This window comes from Comamonas thiooxydans (assembly GCF_000964545.1).
Taxonomy (GTDB): Bacteria; Pseudomonadota; Gammaproteobacteria; order Burkholderiales; family Burkholderiaceae_C; genus Comamonas; species Comamonas thiooxydans.
In genome coordinates this window covers 21,643-37,856 of record NZ_BBVD01000025.1, presented here as the reverse complement: position 1 = coordinate 37,856, position 16,214 = coordinate 21,643, and the positions used below count along the sequence as shown (strand labels likewise).

General features: G+C 59.8%; 24 protein-coding genes. 18 read left to right on the top strand and 6 right to left on the bottom strand.

Translation table 11 applies throughout. The features are described from left to right. The first annotated feature begins 54 nt into the window (after nucleotides 1–54). The 12 genes from rpsJ (at nucleotide 55) to Cth01_RS23040 (ending at nucleotide 6,046) form a co-directional block, all read left to right on the top strand. Nucleotides 55–366, top strand: coding sequence for a 30S ribosomal protein S10 (rpsJ, locus tag Cth01_RS23095; RefSeq protein ID WP_003059431.1), 312 nt, complete (start codon nucleotides 55–57; stop codon nucleotides 364–366). Between the two features lie 200 nt (nucleotides 367–566). Beyond that, nucleotides 567–1,241: a 50S ribosomal protein L3 gene (rplC, locus tag Cth01_RS23090; protein WP_003059417.1), complete on the top strand. Its 675-nt coding sequence runs from the start codon at nucleotides 567–569 to the stop codon at nucleotides 1,239–1,241. Then, nucleotides 1,241–1,864 carry a 50S ribosomal protein L4 gene (gene rplD / locus Cth01_RS23085; RefSeq protein ID WP_003065421.1) on the top strand — a complete coding sequence of 208 codons (624 nt, stop codon included), beginning with the start codon at nucleotides 1,241–1,243 and terminating at the stop codon, nucleotides 1,862–1,864. Before rplC ends, rplD begins: the two co-directional genes overlap by 1 nt. Then, entirely contained in the window at nucleotides 1,861–2,175 is a 315-nt protein-coding gene (gene rplW / locus Cth01_RS23080; RefSeq protein ID WP_003059415.1) for a 50S ribosomal protein L23, read from the top strand. Before rplD ends, rplW begins: the two co-directional genes overlap by 4 nt. A gap of 2 nt (nucleotides 2,176–2,177) precedes the next feature. Beyond that, a complete protein-coding gene (gene rplB, locus Cth01_RS23075; protein ID WP_003059414.1) occupies nucleotides 2,178–3,002 on the top strand; it encodes a 50S ribosomal protein L2 in 825 nt (274 codons plus the stop codon). A gap of 10 nt (nucleotides 3,003–3,012) precedes the next feature. Further along, nucleotides 3,013–3,288: a 30S ribosomal protein S19 gene (rpsS, locus tag Cth01_RS23070; RefSeq protein WP_003059413.1), complete on the top strand. Its 276-nt coding sequence runs from the start codon at nucleotides 3,013–3,015 to the stop codon at nucleotides 3,286–3,288. Nucleotides 3,289–3,298: 10 nt separating this feature from the next. Next, complete coding sequence (gene rplV, locus Cth01_RS23065) at nucleotides 3,299–3,631, top strand: 50S ribosomal protein L22 (protein ID WP_003059408.1); 333 nt, start codon at nucleotides 3,299–3,301, stop codon at nucleotides 3,629–3,631. A 16-nt stretch (nucleotides 3,632–3,647) separates the two neighbouring features. Continuing rightward, entirely contained in the window at nucleotides 3,648–4,517 is an 870-nt protein-coding gene (gene rpsC, locus Cth01_RS23060) for a 30S ribosomal protein S3 (protein ID WP_003059406.1), read from the top strand. Nucleotides 4,518–4,519: 2 nt separating this feature from the next. Then, nucleotides 4,520–4,936 (top strand): 50S ribosomal protein L16, encoded by a 417-nt coding sequence (gene rplP / locus Cth01_RS23055; protein ID WP_003059405.1) that lies wholly within the window; start codon nucleotides 4,520–4,522, stop codon nucleotides 4,934–4,936. 10 nt (nucleotides 4,937–4,946) lie between these two features. After that, nucleotides 4,947–5,144 (top strand): 50S ribosomal protein L29, encoded by a 198-nt coding sequence (gene rpmC / locus Cth01_RS23050; RefSeq protein ID WP_003059403.1) that lies wholly within the window; start codon nucleotides 4,947–4,949, stop codon nucleotides 5,142–5,144. Between the two features lie 9 nt (nucleotides 5,145–5,153). After that, a complete protein-coding gene (rpsQ, locus tag Cth01_RS23045) occupies nucleotides 5,154–5,423 on the top strand; it encodes a 30S ribosomal protein S17 (RefSeq protein WP_003059401.1) in 270 nt (89 codons plus the stop codon). A gap of 116 nt (nucleotides 5,424–5,539) precedes the next feature. Then, complete coding sequence (locus Cth01_RS23040) at nucleotides 5,540–6,046, top strand: peroxiredoxin (protein ID WP_034359041.1); 507 nt, start codon at nucleotides 5,540–5,542, stop codon at nucleotides 6,044–6,046. 113 nt (nucleotides 6,047–6,159) lie between these two features. Here Cth01_RS23040 and Cth01_RS23035 read toward each other — a convergent pair whose 3' ends face one another. Next, nucleotides 6,160–6,648 carry a GNAT family N-acetyltransferase gene (locus Cth01_RS23035; protein WP_034359042.1) on the bottom strand — a complete coding sequence of 163 codons (489 nt, stop codon included), beginning with the start codon at nucleotides 6,646–6,648 and terminating at the stop codon, nucleotides 6,160–6,162. A gap of 83 nt (nucleotides 6,649–6,731) precedes the next feature. After that, nucleotides 6,732–7,466, bottom strand: coding sequence for a cytochrome b/b6 domain-containing protein (locus Cth01_RS23030; protein WP_080745943.1), 735 nt, complete (start codon nucleotides 7,464–7,466; stop codon nucleotides 6,732–6,734). A 120-nt stretch (nucleotides 7,467–7,586) separates the two neighbouring features. Between Cth01_RS23030 and Cth01_RS23025 the strand changes: the two genes are divergently transcribed. Next, complete coding sequence (locus Cth01_RS23025; protein ID WP_034359043.1) at nucleotides 7,587–8,033, top strand: c-type cytochrome; 447 nt, start codon at nucleotides 7,587–7,589, stop codon at nucleotides 8,031–8,033. A 200-nt stretch (nucleotides 8,034–8,233) separates the two neighbouring features. Here Cth01_RS23025 and Cth01_RS23020 read toward each other — a convergent pair whose 3' ends face one another. Further along, the gene (locus Cth01_RS23020; protein WP_034359045.1) at nucleotides 8,234–8,746 is read right to left on the bottom strand and encodes a TlpA disulfide reductase family protein; all 513 of its coding nucleotides are present in this window, start codon (nucleotides 8,744–8,746) and stop codon (nucleotides 8,234–8,236) included. A 151-nt stretch (nucleotides 8,747–8,897) separates the two neighbouring features. Here Cth01_RS23020 and Cth01_RS23015 point away from each other — a divergent pair, with 151 nt between their 5' ends. The 5 genes from Cth01_RS23015 (at nucleotide 8,898) to Cth01_RS22995 (ending at nucleotide 13,324) form a co-directional block, all read left to right on the top strand. Next, the gene (locus tag Cth01_RS23015; RefSeq protein WP_034381901.1) at nucleotides 8,898–9,461 is read left to right on the top strand and encodes a hypothetical protein; all 564 of its coding nucleotides are present in this window, start codon (nucleotides 8,898–8,900) and stop codon (nucleotides 9,459–9,461) included. 96 nt (nucleotides 9,462–9,557) lie between these two features. Continuing rightward, nucleotides 9,558–10,013 (top strand): PTS sugar transporter subunit IIA, encoded by a 456-nt coding sequence (locus Cth01_RS23010; protein WP_034359049.1) that lies wholly within the window; start codon nucleotides 9,558–9,560, stop codon nucleotides 10,011–10,013. Then, entirely contained in the window at nucleotides 9,982–10,251 is a 270-nt protein-coding gene (locus tag Cth01_RS23005) for an HPr family phosphocarrier protein (protein WP_034359051.1), read from the top strand. Before Cth01_RS23010 ends, Cth01_RS23005 begins: the two co-directional genes overlap by 32 nt. A gap of 205 nt (nucleotides 10,252–10,456) precedes the next feature. Next, nucleotides 10,457–12,232 (top strand): phosphoenolpyruvate--protein phosphotransferase, encoded by a 1,776-nt coding sequence (gene ptsP / locus Cth01_RS23000; protein WP_034381902.1) that lies wholly within the window; start codon nucleotides 10,457–10,459, stop codon nucleotides 12,230–12,232. 42 nt (nucleotides 12,233–12,274) lie between these two features. Beyond that, on the top strand, nucleotides 12,275–13,324 hold the full coding sequence (locus Cth01_RS22995) for a YwqG family protein (RefSeq protein WP_045840534.1): 1,050 nt from the start codon (nucleotides 12,275–12,277) through the stop codon (nucleotides 13,322–13,324). 489 nt (nucleotides 13,325–13,813) lie between these two features. Here Cth01_RS22995 and lipA read toward each other — a convergent pair whose 3' ends face one another. From lipA to Cth01_RS22980, 3 genes are read right to left on the bottom strand one after another with little or no spacing between them, the layout of a single operon-like run. Continuing rightward, nucleotides 13,814–14,794 (bottom strand): lipoyl synthase, encoded by a 981-nt coding sequence (gene lipA / locus Cth01_RS22990; RefSeq protein ID WP_003059385.1) that lies wholly within the window; start codon nucleotides 14,792–14,794, stop codon nucleotides 13,814–13,816. A gap of 10 nt (nucleotides 14,795–14,804) precedes the next feature. Further along, nucleotides 14,805–15,497 carry a lipoyl(octanoyl) transferase LipB gene (lipB, locus tag Cth01_RS22985; protein ID WP_139032137.1) on the bottom strand — a complete coding sequence of 231 codons (693 nt, stop codon included), beginning with the start codon at nucleotides 15,495–15,497 and terminating at the stop codon, nucleotides 14,805–14,807. 41 nt (nucleotides 15,498–15,538) lie between these two features. After that, nucleotides 15,539–15,856 (bottom strand): YbeD family protein, encoded by a 318-nt coding sequence (locus Cth01_RS22980; RefSeq protein WP_003065410.1) that lies wholly within the window; start codon nucleotides 15,854–15,856, stop codon nucleotides 15,539–15,541. Nucleotides 15,857–16,214 lie beyond the last annotated feature (358 nt).

Genomic DNA, 16,214 nt, shown 5'->3' with positions numbered 1-16,214 from the left:
CTGGTGTGGTTGCCACGATCATTGCCTAATTCTTAGAAAAGCTAGGAATTAACAATGTCTAAGCAAAAAATCCGCATCCGTCTGAAGGCTTTCGATTACAAGCTGATCGACCAGTCTGCAGCCGAAATCGTTGATACCGCCAAGCGTACCGGCGCCATCGTCAAGGGTCCCGTGCCCCTGCCGACACGCATGAAGCGCTTCGACATCCTGCGTTCGCCTCACGTCAACAAGACCAGCCGTGACCAGTTCGAAATCCGTACGCACCAGCGTCTGATGGACATCGTGGATCCGACTGACAAGACTGTTGACGCTCTGATGAAGCTGGACCTGCCCGCAGGTGTGGACGTCGAGATCAAACTGCAATAAGAGTTTTGGAAGCCTCGCAAGAGGCTTTTAAGGGTCTTTGTTTAACGCGAACTTGCTTGAAAAAGCAGTTCGCGTTAAAATTTGGAGCTTCGCCTTTGATGCGAAGTTTTATTAACCTTCTTTTGTGTGCTAAGTATGATTGCTAAAGCACAACGCTGGGCCAATTGCAGTTTCAGCGGCAAAAGTTTTGGAGCAAACAAATGAGTCTGAGCAACTCCCTGGGGTTGCTGGGTCGCAAGGTGGGCATGATGCGTCTGTTCACTGATGATGGGGACGCAGTGCCTGTCACAGTGGTGGATGTTTCTAACAACCGCGTGACTCAGGTCAAAACCCAAGAGAACGATGGCTATGTGGCCCTGCAGGTCACTTTCGGTGCACGCAAGGCTTCTCGCGTGACCAAGCCTCAAGCCGGCCACCTCGCCAAGGCGGGTGTCGAAGCCGGTGAAGTGACCCGTGAATTCCGCGTGACTGATGAAACCGCTGGCAAGTATGCCGCTGGTGCCGTTCTGCCTGTGGCAGAGCTGTTCAGCGTTGGCCAGAAGGTGGACGTGCAAGGCACCTCCATCGGTAAGGGTTACGCCGGCACGATCAAGCGCCACAACTTCAGTTCGCAGCGCGCTTCGCACGGTAACAGCCGTTCGCACAATGTTCCCGGTTCTATTGGTATGGCACAAGACCCCGGTCGCGTGTTCCCCGGTAAGCGTATGACTGGTCACATGGGCGACGAAACCGTCACTACTCAAAACCTCGACGTGGTTCGTATCGACGAAGCACGCCAACTGCTGTTGATCAAGGGTGCCATTCCTGGTGCCAAGGGTGGCTTCGTTTCCGTGCGCCCCGCGATCAAGGCTAAAGCTTCCAAAGGAGCGAACTAATGCAGCTCGAACTCCTGAATGAACAAGGCCAGGCCGCTTCCAAGGTGGAAGCTCCCGAGACTGTGTTCGGTCGTGAATTCAACGAAGATCTGGTCCACCAGCTGGTGACTGCCTACCGTGCCAACGCACGTCAAGGCACTCGCGCCCAGAAGGACCGTGAACAAGTGCGTCACACCACTGCCAAGCCTTTCAAGCAAAAGGGTACAGGCCGTGCACGTGCTGGTATGTCCTCCTCGCCTCTGTGGCGTGGCGGCGGTCGCATCTTCCCCAATCTGCCCGAAGAAAACTTCTCGCAGAAGATCAACAAGAAGATGTACCGCGCCGGTATGGCTTCCATCCTGTCTCAGCTGGCCCGCGAAGGCCGTCTGGCAGTTGTGGAGTCCCTGACGCTGGATACCCCCAAGACCAAGGTGCTGGCAGACAAGTTCAAGGCTATGAACCTGTCTTCGTCGGTGATGGTGATCGCTGAAGAAATCGACGAGAACCTGTACCTGGCATCCCGCAATCTGAAGAACGTGTTCGTGGTTGAGCCGCGCTATGCAGACCCCGTGTCGCTGGTGCACTACAAGAAAGTGCTCGTCACCAAGGGTGCGATCGACAAACTCAAGGAGATGTTCGCATGAGCACTACCAAGTTTGACGAAGGTCGTCTGATGCAAGTGCTGGTCGCTCCCATCGTGTCCGAAAAGGCCACTCTGGTTGCTGAAAAGTCCAATGCTGTGACATTCAAGGTGCTGCAGAACGCTACCAAGCCCGAAATCAAGGCCGCTGTGGAATTGATGTTCAAGGTTGAAGTGGCTGGCGTGTCTGTGGTGAACACCAAGGGCAAGACCAAGCGCTTTGGCAAGACCGTGGGCCGTCGCGACAATGTGCGCAAGGCATACGTGATGCTCAAGCCCGGTCAAGAGCTGAACCTGTCTGGGGAGGCTGCGTAATCATGGCTGTTATCAAGCTCAAACCTACGACCCCCGGCCAACGCGGCGCGGTGAAGGTTACTCGCGACCACCTGCACAAGGGTGAGGGTTTTGCCCCCCTGCTGGAAGCTCAATTCCAGAAGGCCGGTCGTAATAACAACGGTCACATCACAACTCGCCACAAGGGCGGTGGTCACAAGCACCACTACCGTGTGGTGGACTTCAAGCGCAACAAGGACGGTATCCCCGCCAAGGTTGAGCGCATTGAATACGACCCCAACCGTACTGCCCACATCGCTCTGGTGTGCTACGCAGACGGCGAGCGTCGCTACGTCATTGCTCCTCGCAACCTGGAAGTCGGCGCTACCATCATCAGCGGCTCCGAAGCTCCTATCCGCGTGGGCAACACCCTGCCTATCCGCAACATCCCCGTGGGCTCGACCATCCACTGCATCGAACTGAAGATCGGTGCTGGTGCTCAGATCGCTCGCTCGGCTGGTACCTCCGCCACTCTGCTGGCTCGCGAAGGCATCTACGCTCAAGTGCGTATGCGTTCGGGCGAAGTCCGCAAGGTGCACATCGAGTGCCGCGCCACCATCGGTGAAGTTGCCAACGAAGAACACAGCCTGCGCCGTCTGGGCAAGGCCGGTGTGAAGCGTTGGATGGGTATTCGTCCTACCGTCCGCGGTACGGTCATGAACCCTGTCGACCACCCGCACGGTGGTGGTGAAGGTAAGACCGGTGAAGGCCGTCACCCAGTTGACCCATGGGGCAATCTGACGAAGGGCTACCGCACCCGTAACAACAAGCGCACACAGACCATGATCGTGTCGCGCCGTAAGAAGTAAGGGGTAGCAAATGACTCGTTCTCTTAAAAAGGGTCCGTTTGTTGACCATCACTTGCTGGCCAAGGTCGAAAAGGCCATCGCCACCAAGGACAAGAAGCCAGTGAAGACCTGGTCGCGTCGCTCCATGGTCCTGCCCGAGTTCATCGGTCTGACCATTGCCGTGCACAACGGCAAGCAACACGTGCCGGTTTATGTGACTGACCAGATGGTTGGCCACAAGCTGGGTGAATTCGCGCTGACTCGTACCTTCAAGGGTCACCCTGCGGACAAGAAAGCCAAGAAGTAAGGAATAGAACATGTCTGAAACACGTGCTGTTCTCCGTGGCGTCCGCCTGTCTGTTGACAAGGGTCGCCTGGTCGCGGATCTGATCCGCGGCAAGAAGGTGGATCAAGCTCTGAACATTCTCCAGTTCACGCAGAAAAAAGCTGCCGTGATCGTGAAGAAGGTTCTGGAATCCGCTATCGCCAACGCTGAGCACAACGACGGCGCCGATATCGACGAACTGAAGGTCAAGACCATCTACGTCGAGCAAGGCACTACGCTCAAGCGTTTCACTGCTCGCGCCAAGGGCCGCGGCAACCGCATCAGCAAGCCTACCTGCCACATCTACGTGACAGTGGGTAACTGAGGCCTTAAGGAAGAATATGGGACAGAAAATCCATCCTACCGGCTTCCGTCTGGCGGTGAGCCGCAACTGGGCAAGCCGCTGGTACGCTAGCAACCGTGACTTCGCCGGCATGCTGGCCGAAGACATCAAGGTGCGCGAGTACCTGAAGGCCAAGCTGAAGAACGCCGCCGTGGCTCGCGTTCTGATCGAGCGTCCTGCCAAGAACGCCCGCATCACCATTTTCTCGGCTCGTCCGGGCGTGGTGATCGGCAAGAAGGGTGAAGACATCGAAGCCCTGAAGAAGGAACTCGCTGCTCGCCTGGGCGTGCCCGTGGCTGTGAACATCGAAGAAGTGCGCAAGCCTGAAATCGATGCCAAGCTGATCGCTGACTCCATCTGCCAACAGCTGGAAAAGCGCATCATGTTCCGCCGCGCCATGAAGCGTGCCATGCAGAACGCCATGCGTCTGGGTGCTCAAGGCATCAAGATCATGTCTTCCGGTCGTCTGAACGGTATCGAAATCGCTCGTACCGAGTGGTATCGCGAAGGCCGCGTGCCTCTGCACACTCTGCGTGCCGACATCGACTACGGCTTCTCCGAAGCCAAGACGACTTACGGCATCATCGGCGTGAAGGTCTGGGTCTACAAGGGTGACACCCTGGGCCGCAACGATCTGCCCGCCGTGGAAACGCCCCGTCCTGAAGACGAGCGTCGTCCTCGTGGTCCCCGTCGTGACGGTCGCCGTGATGGCCGTGATGGCGCTGGCCGTGGTGGCCGTCGTCCCGCAGGCACCAATGCCGCTCCTGCCGATGGCAGCGACAAGCCTGCTGGCGCTGGTGCTGATTCCGTTAAGCGCGTTCGTAAGGCCGACGCGCCCGCTACAGCAGCGGACGGTAAAGGAGAATAAACATGCTGCAACCTGCACGCCGCAAGTTCCGTAAGGAACAAAAAGGCCGCAACACCGGCATCGCTACCCGTGGCAACTCCGTTGCCTTCGGCGATTTCGGTTTGAAGTCTACTGACCGTGGTCGTCTGACCGCACGCCAGATCGAAGCTGCACGTCGTGCAATTTCCCGTCACGTCAAGCGTGGTGGTCGTATCTGGATCCGCGTGTTCCCGGACAAGCCCATCTCTACCAAGCCCGCCGAAGTGCGTATGGGTAACGGTAAGGGCAACCCCGAGTACTACGTGGCCGAAATCCAGCCCGGCAAGGTGATCTACGAAATCGTGGGTGTGCCTGAAGAGCTGGCCCGTGAAGCGTTCCGCCTGGCTGCTGCAAAGCTGCCTCTGCGCACGACCTTCGTGTCCCGTCACATTGGTGCTTAAGGAGATCAACATGACGAAATCTGCTGAACTCCGCCAAAAAGACGTGGCTGGTCTGGAAGCTGAAGTGAAGTCCCTGCAAAAGGCTCACTTCGGTCTGCGCATGCAAAAGGCCACGCAACAACTGGGCAACACTGCGACCATCAAGGCTACACGCCGTGACATCGCTCGTGCCAAGACCATCCTTGCTGAAAAGCAAGCCGCCAAGTAAGGAGCCGACATGACGGAAGCTAAAACATCCCTCAAGCGCACCTTGATTGGCAAGGTGGTCAGCGACAAGCGTGCCAAGACTGTGACCGTTCTGGTGGAACGCCGCGTCAAGCACCCCATCTACGACAAGATCATGATCAAGTCGAGCAAGTACCACGCTCACGACGAGCAAGGTGAGTACAAGCTGGGTGACGTGGTTGAAATCACCGAGAGCCGTCCTCTCTCCAAGACCAAGAACTGGGTTGCTACCCGCTTGGTTCAAAAGGCTGCTCTGGTGTAAGCCTAACCAGGCCCGCCGGCTGCAAAGCCCTTGAAAACGACCCACAATGCTGTGGGTCGTTTTTTTATTTGGGCCGCCAAGAATGCGGTCCGTGCTTTGCAACAAAGGAGATAGTCATGATTAAAGTTGGTGATACCCTGCCCGCAGTGACCTTGATGGAATATGTGGAAGTGGAAGGCAATGGCTGCAGCCTTGGTCCCAACCCCGTGAAGCTGCCCGAGGCTCTGGCCGGCAAGACTATTGCCGTGTTTGCCGTGCCCGGCGCATTCACGCCCACCTGCTCCGAAAAGCACCTGCCAGGCTATGTGGCCAAGGCCGAAGAGCTCAAGGCTGCCGGCGTGGACGAAATCTGGTGCCTGGCCGTGAACGATGCTTTCGTGATGGGCGCCTGGGGCCGCGATCAGAAGGTGGCTGGCAAGGTGCGCATGATTGCCGACGGCGATGCGGCATTCGCCAAGGCGACCGGCCTGACGCTGGACCTGAACGGCAAGGGCCTGGGCCTGCGCGCCAACCGCTTCTCCATGCTGGTCAAGGACGGCAAGGTTGCGACCCTGAACGTGGAAGCTCCCGGCAAGTTTGAAGTCAGCGATGCCGGCACCATGCTGGCTCAAGCCAAGGCTTGATGGCTGAAGCCCTGAGTTGCTGGGCGCGGGAATGACGCTCTCGCCGCAAGGCGGCTTGGCACCACAGAAAAAAGGCATTGCCAAACTGGCAATGCCTTTTTTGCATCAGAGGCTCAGAACAGATTCGCCTTGAGGTAGTGCGCGCCTGGAAGCGGGTTGTGATAGTAAGGTTCGATGGGCTCGAAGCCCAGGTCCACATACAGTGCGCGGGCAGACTCCATGTCGTCCAGGGTGTCGAGCAGCACATGGTCATAGCCAGCCTGGCGGGCAATGTCGAGCATTGCTTCGGCCAGTTGACGCCCCAGGCCGAAGCCACGAAAAGCCTTGCGCACGAACAGGCGTTTCATCTCGGCGGCATTGGGGTAGTCCGAGTCGTCCAGAGGGCGCAGTGCGCAGCAGCCCGCAATGCTGCCATCCACGCGAGCCAGCAGAATCTGTCCACGAGGCGCAGCATATTCGCCAGGGAGGGCGGCGAGTTCGGATTCGAATCCTTGAAATTCCAGGTCGATGTTCAGGCTGTCCGCATACTCCTGAAAGATCTGGCGCACAGCACCCATTTCCTCCAGGCTGGGCGTCAGCAAGTCCACGGCAGGCTTGTCCACGGCAACTAGGCAATGATGAAAGAAGGCCCAGTGTAGCGGCAAGTGCTTTACATGGTTAAAGCAGCTGCCTGCAGCGTCAGAACTCAGAAAGCAGCGCTCTGGCCCAGTTGATGGACCCACCAGGAGAGAGCGCTTGCCACCACGGCCAGCAGTGCGGCCAGAACCCGGGTGCTGGCGGTGTCGCGGCTCGCAGCAACGGGTTCCTCCAGCAATTTGTCGCCCGTGACCATGGCCGGGACCAGTTTGTCGCCCTTGAGGCTGTAGCCGATGAGGGCCAGCAGATGCAGTGCGACCAGTGCGTAAATCAGGTACTGGCCCCAGTGGGCGTGGTAGTCGGTGGCCTTGGAGATCAGCTCGCCGGACACAAAACGCGTCAACGGTCCGCTGAAGGCAATTTCATCATCGCTCATCAGCCCGCTTGCTATCTGCGCTATCAGAACGATTAGCATCGCGATGACCGACAGTGAGCCCAGCGGGTTGTGGCCTGCGCGGTCCTGCGTGGTCGACGCGCCACTGAGATAACGCCTCATGGCCGCCGCAGAAGGGATGAAGCTGCCAAAGCGCGACCAGTACCCGCCGACCAGGCCCCAGAGAATGCGAAAGATCAGCAAGGCCAGCACGACCTGTCCCAGCAGCAGATGCCAGTTCATGGCATTGCCGCCCATCTTGGCGGTGACCACCAGGGCCACGATGCAGATTGCCAGCAGCCAGTGAAACAGGCGGGTGGGCAGATCCCAGATGCGTACCTTGTGTGGCCCTGCTGCGGCAGGTCGAATAGGGTTTGTCATGGCTTGTTCATCGCGAATCGACACCGGCATTGTGCCTGCATGGCGTCGAAAGCCAAGCCCGGAAGGGGCAGTGCGTGCTTTCATGTTCCTCTGCCATACTGGACAGGCAGCCGCCTGCGGCAGGCTGTAGAACCAAGAAAGGATACCCCGATGAAAGCTTTTTCCACTCTGGCATTCGCTGCTGTGGTTGCCACCGTGGCCCTGCCTGCCTCGGCACAGTTCGCCAAGGCTGAAGATGCCATCAAATACCGCCAGAGCGCCTTGAGCGTGCTGGGCACGCATTTCAGCCGTCTGGGCGCCATGGCGAATGGCAAGATGCCCTTCGATGCCAAGAGCGCGCAGGAAAGTGCGGAAATTGTGGCCTTCATGTCCAAGCTGCCCTGGGCCGGCTTCGGCGCCGGCACCGAAGGCGGCAAGGCCAAGCCTGAGGTGTGGAAGGAGCAGGCCAAGTTCCATGATCTGTCGGGCAAGATGGAAGCAGAAGTCGTCAAGCTCAATGCTGCCGCCAAGACCGGCAATCTGGACAATCTCAAGACGGCTTTCGGCCCGGCCGCCAATAGTTGCAAGAGCTGCCACGACAGCTTCCGGAATAAGTAGCCCCCTGAGCCGCTGCGCGGCTTCCCCTCAGGGGGACAGCATCTTCGCTGCGGAGCGGCCCTTGCTCGATGCTCCAGGCATGAAAAAACCGACCATTGGTCGGTTTTTTTGTGAGCTGCTGTCGCTTGCTGTTTCTATGTTTTAGGCACTTTTGATATTGAAGTTGCCTGCTATCAAGCGCTGTAAGCTATGGCTTTTAATCAAGCTGCAGCTGGTTCTGCCAGCAGCTTCTCGATCAGCTTGTGCAGTTGCTCAAAGTCAGGCGCGCCGATATAGCTTTTCACGATCTCGCCGCGCTTGTTGACGATGAAGGTGGTGGGTGTGAGTTGCACATCGCCCCAGGCCTTGGCCACGCTGCCGGTGTTGTCCAGCGCGACCTGGAAGGGCAGCTTGCGCGATTCAACAAAGTTCACGACATAGCTGGGTGGGTCGTAGCTCATGGCCACGGCCAGGGTGTCAAAGCCCTTGCCCTGGTACTTCTGGTAGGTGCTGATGATCTCGGGCATCTCTGCCACGCAGGTGGTGCAGCTGGTGGCCCAGAAGTTCACCAGCGTCACCTTGCCCTTGAGGTCGGCCGTGGTTTTCTGGCTGCCGTCCAGCAGCACAAATGTGGATTGCGGCGCCGCGGTCTGCCCTGCACCCGAATACACCCAGGCCCCGACGCCGATGACGGCGGCCGCCACAATGCCTGCGATCCAATGTTTGCTTGCCATAGAGTTTGATTGTGCACAAATCTTCAGCACCTTGCTGATCTGTGGGTTGGTGTGTCAAACCCGCTAAAAGTTCAGTTCTTACTGCTTGACCCACGGGTCAACCCTAGGCTTGTGTGACAGGTCGGGCCCGTGCTGCTGCCGATAATGGGCCATGAAGAAAACCGGACTCTGGGCTGCGACGCTACTGGTCAGCTGCGCGCTGCTGGCCGCCTGCAGCCCGGCGCTGAACTGGCGCACCACCCAGCTCAAGGATGCGCCGCTGCAAGCACTCTTGCCCTGCGATGTGCAGACAGCCACCCGGCCGATAGAGCTGGGGCTGGGTCAGGTACAACTGTCGGTCGTGGGCTGCGAGGCCCAGGGCGCGACCTATGCGGTGTCGCATTTCGCCGTGGCCGAGCCTGCACGTGCTGCCGAGGCACTGACGTTCTGGCAGCAGGCAGTGCTGGCGCAGCTGAAGTCGGCAGACGGTGCTGCCGCAAGGCTCGATGCCAGGGGCGATGGCCTGTGGGTGCCCAAGGGCACGTTGAATCTGCCGCAGTCCCTGCGCATGACCTTCGAGGGGCTCGGTCCCCGGGGGCAGAAAGTGGTGGGGCATGGTCTGTGGTTTGCTCGCCTGGAGGGCAGTGGCGCCAGGGTCTATCACGCAGTGATCTATGCCGACAAGCTCAGGTCTGCCGAGGCCGAGATGTTTTTTTCGGGTCTGCAATTGCAATAAGTCCCATCCAGATCATGAGCTTTGTGCTTCATCCACCTCATTGCCCTTGTTGATGGCGGCAACAGGCCATAATTTGCTTTCAAGAACTGTGACTACATGACCACGCGCATTCTTTTGCTCACTCACGCTCCTCTGGCCGCTGCATTGCGCGAATGCGCCCTGCATGTGTTTGCCGATAGCGCTGACGACTTGCTGGCCCTGGACGTGCCTTCCGAAGAGGCGCCCGAGGCCACGCTGGAGCGCGCCCTGGCCATGCTGGTGGCGCATGGCGGTCTGGATGCACCGACCCTGGTGCTGACCGATCTGTTTGGCGCCACCCCATGCAATGTGGCCCAGCGTCTCACGGGCCTGTTGCAGGCCAGGCTGGTGGCGGGCGTGAACCTGCCCATGCTTTTGCGCTCCATAGGCTATCGGCATGAGCCGCTGGATGCCCTGGTTTCGCGGGCCATGGTGGGCGGCAGCCAGGGGGTGATGCAGGTGGCCGGCAGTTCCCGACAAAATCAAAGCGCACGACCTTCCAATGATCAAGACCAATATCACCATCAGCAATAAATTGGGCCTGCATGCCCGTGCATCGGCCAAGCTCACCAAGCTCGCCGGCAGCTTCCCCTGCGAGGTCTGGCTGACCAAGGGCGAGCGCCGCGTCAATGCCAAGAGCATCATGGGCGTGATGATGCTGGCGGCGGGCATAGGCTCCGAGCTGGAGCTGGAAACCGATGGCGCACAGGAGCAGGAAGCCACGGATGCGCTGGTGGCCCTGATCAATGACAAGTTTGGCGAAGGCCAGTAAAGGCTGCCTCGCCTGTGCCGCGGCTTGACCGCGTGCAGGTGGCAGTTGGACGGTTAGCTCTTTTGATAGCAGGCAGGGTCTTGCTGTTAATGAAGTAGAGCGGTTTTGATGCTGTAGTGCAGCGATAGTTGGCGCTGACTGCTGCAAAAACAAGAGCAAGAAGCAAGCAAAAAGCAATCGCGAAATTCGCGAAAGGGCATTCGCCATGACATTTGCCATCCACGGCCTGGCCGTCTCACGGGGGGTTGCCATCGGGCGCGCGGTCGTTGTGGCCTCCAGTCGCATGGAGGTGGTGCACTACTTCATCCGGCCCGATCAGGTGGAGTCGGAGATCCAGCGTGCCCGCACGGCACGCAATGCGGTGATTGATGAGCTGCGCCGGCTTCAGGAGGAAATGCCCAAGGACGCGCCCGGCGAGCTTGATGCGCTGCTCGATGTGCATCTGATGCTGCTGCAGGACCAGGCACTGGCCGAGGCCATCCGCAACTGGATCTCGGAGCGTCTGTATAACGCCGAATGGGCGCTGACCACGCAGCTGGAAATCGTCTCGCGCCAGTTCGACGAGATGGACGACGAGTACCTGCGCGAGCGCAAGGCCGATCTGGAGCAGGTAGTGGAGCGCATTCTGCGCCACATGAAGGGCGCGGCCAGTCCGCTTGCGCAGGTTGCTCCACCGTTGTCTCCGACGGGCGCTGCGCCTGCAGCCGAGGGACAGCAGCTGCCTCTCGACGTCACCACGGAAACCCCGCTGGTGCTGGTGGCACAAGACCTGTCGCCAGCGGACATGCTGCAGTTCAAGAGCAAGGTCTTTGCGGGCTTCATCACGGCCGTGGGCGGCAAGACCAGCCACACGGCCATCGTCGCACGCAGCATGGACATTCCGGCCGTGGTTGGCGCGCGGGCCGCAAGCCAGCTGATTCGCCAGGATGACTGGGTCATCATCGACGGCAACGAGGGCGTGGTCATCGTGGACCCCACACCCATCATCCTGGCGGAGTACAGCTTTCGCCAGCGCCAGACCGAACTGGAGCGCGAGCGCCTGACCCGTCTGCGCTACACGCCGTCCCTCACCATGGATGGGCAGAAGGTGGAGTTGCTGGCCAATATCGAGCAGCCCAGCGACGGGGCTGCTGCCGTGCGTGCTGGCGCAGTCGGGGTGGGGCTGTTCCGTACCGAGTTTCTGTTCATGGGGCGCAGCGGCAATCTGCCCGGCGAGGAAGAGCAGTACCGTGCCTATCGCGAGGCCATAGACGGCATGCAAGGCATGCCGGTCACCATCCGCACGCTGGATGTGGGGGCCGACAAGCCGCTGGACAAGGCACAGCCCAAGGACTACTACCTCAACCCCGCGCTGGGCCTGCGCGCCATACGCTGGAGTCTGGCCGACCCCGTGATGTTCCGCACCCAGCTGCGCGCCGTTCTGCGCGCGGCAGCGCACGGACAGATCAAGCTGCTGTTTCCCATGCTGGCCCATCGCAGCGAGATCGAGCAGACCCTGGCCCAGCTGCGCCAGGCGCAGCATGAGCTCGATGTGCGCGGCGTCGCCTACGGCCCGGTCAAGCTGGGCGCCATGATCGAGATTCCGGCGGCCGCCCTGACGGTGCGCAGCTTTCTCCAATATTTCGACTTTCTGTCCATAGGCACCAACGACCTGATCCAGTACACGCTGGCCATCGATCGTGCCGACGAAACCGTGGCCCATCTCTACGACCCCATGCATCCGGCGGTGTTGCGCCTGGTGGCGGAGGTCATCGCAGCGGCCAATGCCGCAGGCAAGGAAGTCAGCGTTTGCGGCGAAATGGCCGGTGATCTGAGCATGACCCGGCTGCTTTTGGGCCTGGGGCTGCGCAGTTTTTCCATGCACCCCGCGCAGATTCTGGCCGTCAAGCAGGAGGTGCTGCGTGCGGACTCCAGCAAGCTGGCTCCCTGGGCCACCGAGGTGCTGGGCAGCGAATGCCCGGCGCAGATGCTGGCGCCCTGAAGAGTTCAGGGAACGACCTCGAGGCCGGCAGAAAAGGGATGGATGAATTACGCACATTCGCAGGAAATCGCCCGTGCGCTCGAGCCGGTGCTGGAAGATGCAGCACTTGCGCAGCAACTGGCTGCGCAAGCCAGGCCGGCCGTGTGGCTGCAGACCACTGCGGTGGAGGACGAAGCGGAGATTGCGTCCGGCAGCACCAAACTTGGCGGCTGTCCCGACCTGCCAGCCGGTGTGGCCTGGCCCGAGCGAGGACGCTATCCGGACCATGAGCAGCGGGTGAAGCCCCATCGCGAAGACAGCCTTGCTCCCGACAGCCGTTGGCGATGGGCCAGGCCGGAGCAAGTCCAGCTATTTCGCAAAGAGGCCTTGCAGCACGTCGCAAGGCTTGAAAGCACTTTTCCGCTGAGCTTTGTGGCGCAGATCAACTTCGCCGAAGCTCGCTCCGCCGGGACTCTGGATGCGGATTTCCCCGAGTCTGGACTGCTGTCTGTCTTCTACGACCTGATGGAGCAGCCCTGGGGTTTCGATCCTGCCGATGCCTGTGCGCTGAAGCTGATCTTCTCCGAGGGCGATGCCGAGTTCGAGCGGCGCCCGCAGCCGCCGGCGCTGCTAGAGCTGCCCGATCACTGCCAGCTCGCTCCTATGGCCTGCGAACTGCATGCCTGCGTCACGGCCTTGCCTCTGGAGAGCGCTCAGTGGGGTTCGCAGGGCCTGGCGCTTGACGAAGAGCAGCGTGACCGCTTTGTCGAATGGTGGTTCGATGACGCACAAAACGCTGCCAGCAGCGGTGGAGAGGATAGCGGTTGCCATCGCATCGGCGGCTGGCCCACGCCTGTCCAGGGTGATATGCAGACCGAATGCGCGTTGGTGGCAGCGGGGCATTACTGCGGTAATGGCGATGCCTACGCGGACGAGGCCACGCGGGCCGTACGCGATACCGCAACGCAGTGGCTTTTGCTGCTGCAGATCGGCAGCGATGAAAAAGGCGGCATGGGCTGGGGCGATGCAGGCCAGCTCTATCTGTGGATGCGCCGCGACGATCTGCGCGCACGTCGCTTTGACCGGGCGCGGTTGGTGCTGCAGTGTTGCTGAAACCCGCCTGCACCGTGGCTGCAGGTGCCAACGGTTGCGAAATGGCTGCGAAACAGGTGTTTGGAGAATTCTTTTTGTAGGAAACGAAAATTAATTGATATTGATTCTCATTTGATGTTACTATTCATCCCAGCTTGCAGCGCAGGACTCTGGTGGGGTATCCAGCGCTGCATGGCTCAGTTTCATCGTGGGGCGACTCGTCGGGCCTGTTCAGCCTGCAGTCGTTTTTGCCAGCCAGCGGTTTGCCGGTTAGCCAGGCGTTTTTTCGATGCAAACAGTAATTTATTCAAAATTCATAGCTTTTAGCGCATGATATGCAACGATTCTGCTATGAATTGACTATGTAAGCTTTACCAGAAAAGCGCATCAAGCTCCTTATTCAGGAGCTTTATTTTTTGGAGAATACTGGGGCGTGCAGCACTGCTCATTGCATTCGGGCATGAAAAAAGCAGCCACAGGGGCTGCTTCTGTGAGTGCTGTCTTCGGTGCTCAGACGCCGGCGGCATGGGCCTGCTGGTCGGCGTGGTAGCTCGAGCGCACCATGGCGCCCACGGCGGCGTGGGTGAAGCCCATCTTGTAGGCCTCTTGCTCGAACATCTTGAAGGTATCGGGGTGCACATAACGGCGCACGGGCAGGTGGCTGTTGGTGGGCGCCAGATACTGGCCGATGGTCAGCATGTCGATGTTGTGGGCACGCATATCGCGCATCACCTGCAGGATTTCCTCGTCCGTCTCGCCCAGACCCACCATGATGCCGCTCTTGGTCGGCACATCGGGGTGCAGTTCCTTGAACTTCTTGAGCAGGTTCAGGCTGAACTGGTAGTCGGAGCCGGGGCGCGCTTCCTTGTACAGGCGCGGCGCGGTTTCCAGATTGTGGTTCATCACATCGGGGGGGGCCGACTTGAGGATTTCCAGCGCGCGGTCGTCACGGCCGCGGAAGTCGGGCACCAGGATCTCGATCTGCGTCTCGGGCGAGAGCTCGCGGATGTTCTTGATGCATTCCACGAAGTGGCCCGAGCCGCCGTCGCGCAGGTCGTCGCGGTCCACGCTGGTGATCACCACGTACTTCAGGCGCAGCGCGGCAATGGTGCGAGCCAGATTCAGCGGCTCGTTCACGTCCAGCGGATCGGGGCGGCCATGGCCCACGTCGCAGAAGGGGCAGCGGCGCGTGCACTTGTCGCCCATGATCATGAAGGTGGCCGTGCCCTTGCCAAAGCACTCGCCGATATTCGGGCAACTGGCTTCCTCGCAGACCGTGTGCAGATTGTTCTTGCGCAGAATGTCCTTGATCTCGTAGAAGCGCGTGCTGGGGCTGCCGGCCTTGACGCGGATCCATTCCGGCTTTTTGAGGACTTCGGCCTGCTCCACCTTCACGGGGATGCGTGCCAGCTTGGCAGCAGCCTTCTGCTTGGCCAGCGGGTTGTAGTTTTCGGCGGACTGCGCTTCGCGCACGACTTCATTGGTGCTCATGATCTTGCCTTCAGGGTGAGAGACGCGCCTTCAGCTGGTGGCCCAGCACGGATGCGGCCTCGTCCCAGGTTGTCTGTACGCCGATTGTAGAAAGGTCCACCGTTCTCAGCCCTGCGTATCCGCAAGGGTTGATTCGCAAATAAGGTTCCAAATCCATATCGACATTGAGGGCCACTCCGTGGTAGGTGCTGTGGCGGCTGACCTTGATGCCCAGGGCGGCAATCTTGCCCAGGCCCTCGAAATGCGGCTCGGGCGCCGGGCTGCCCGGTTCGCGATGTTGCGGACGCTGCTCCAGCATGGCATGGCTGCGCGGATCGTCCAGGCGCACATAGATGCCGGGGGCGCCTGCCACGCGGTGGCCGGTGACGCCGAAATGGTCCAGCGTGCGGATCACCGCATCTTCCAGCCGGTACACATACTCTTTGACGAAGTAGCCCATGCGCTGCAGATCCAGCAGCGGATAGGCCACCACCTGACCGGGGCCGTGATAGGTCACCTGGCCGCCGCGATTGGTGGCCACCACGGGAATATCGCCGGGGTTCAGAACATTTTCAATTTTGCCGGCCAGCCCCTGGGTGAAGTGGGGTGAGTGCTCGCATACCCATACTTCGTCACGTGTGGCCGAGTTGCGTGTGCGCGTGAACTCCTGCATCGCGACCACGGTTGCTTCATAGCCGGTGCGCCCCAGAAAGCGCAGGTCCATGGCTTCGAGGGGCGTCAAGGCGGAAGCAATCGGGTTATGGCTCACAGCACGACCTTCACCAGGGGGTGAGAGGTCAGTGCGCGGTAGGTATCGTCCAGCTGCTCGCGGCTGGTGGCCGTGATGGTGATGGTCACGCCCAGGTAGTTGCCGCCAGAGCTGGGGCGCAGTTCCACCGTGCTGGCGTCAAAGCTGGGGTCGAATTTTTCGGCGATCTTGGTGATCTCATGCACCAGATGCTCATTCTTGACGCCCATCACCTTGATGGGGAACTGGCTCGGATACTCGATCAGCGAATCCTTGCGCGGGTCTTCTTGCTGGCCGTTCTCGTTGGCGGCAGATGGGTTGGGCGTGTCGCTCATGAAGAGTCCTTGGCTGGAATGAAAAATTGCCGTTGGTGAAACAGCCGGTCAATGAGTAAGAAAGATTGTGCGCCACGCCGGGCAGCCCTGCGCGCGTGGGCCTAATCCATGGCTTGGCGAGGCCCGCCAACCAGCAAAGCCCCTGGCAGGCGGCAGACAATTCAGGGTAATCAGGTATTTCAATTAGGGCACACTCGCGCCGCACCAAAGCTGAGGATGGCAGATGTTGTCACTCAGCGACAACCCTCAGGTCTTGTCAAAGACGTTTTGCGCATGACAGTATCAACCCCTATCTAACGACGGGGGTTTTTACTTATAATCAGAGGCTTTGTAAAAAAGTCTTGCCTGGTCAGCGGTG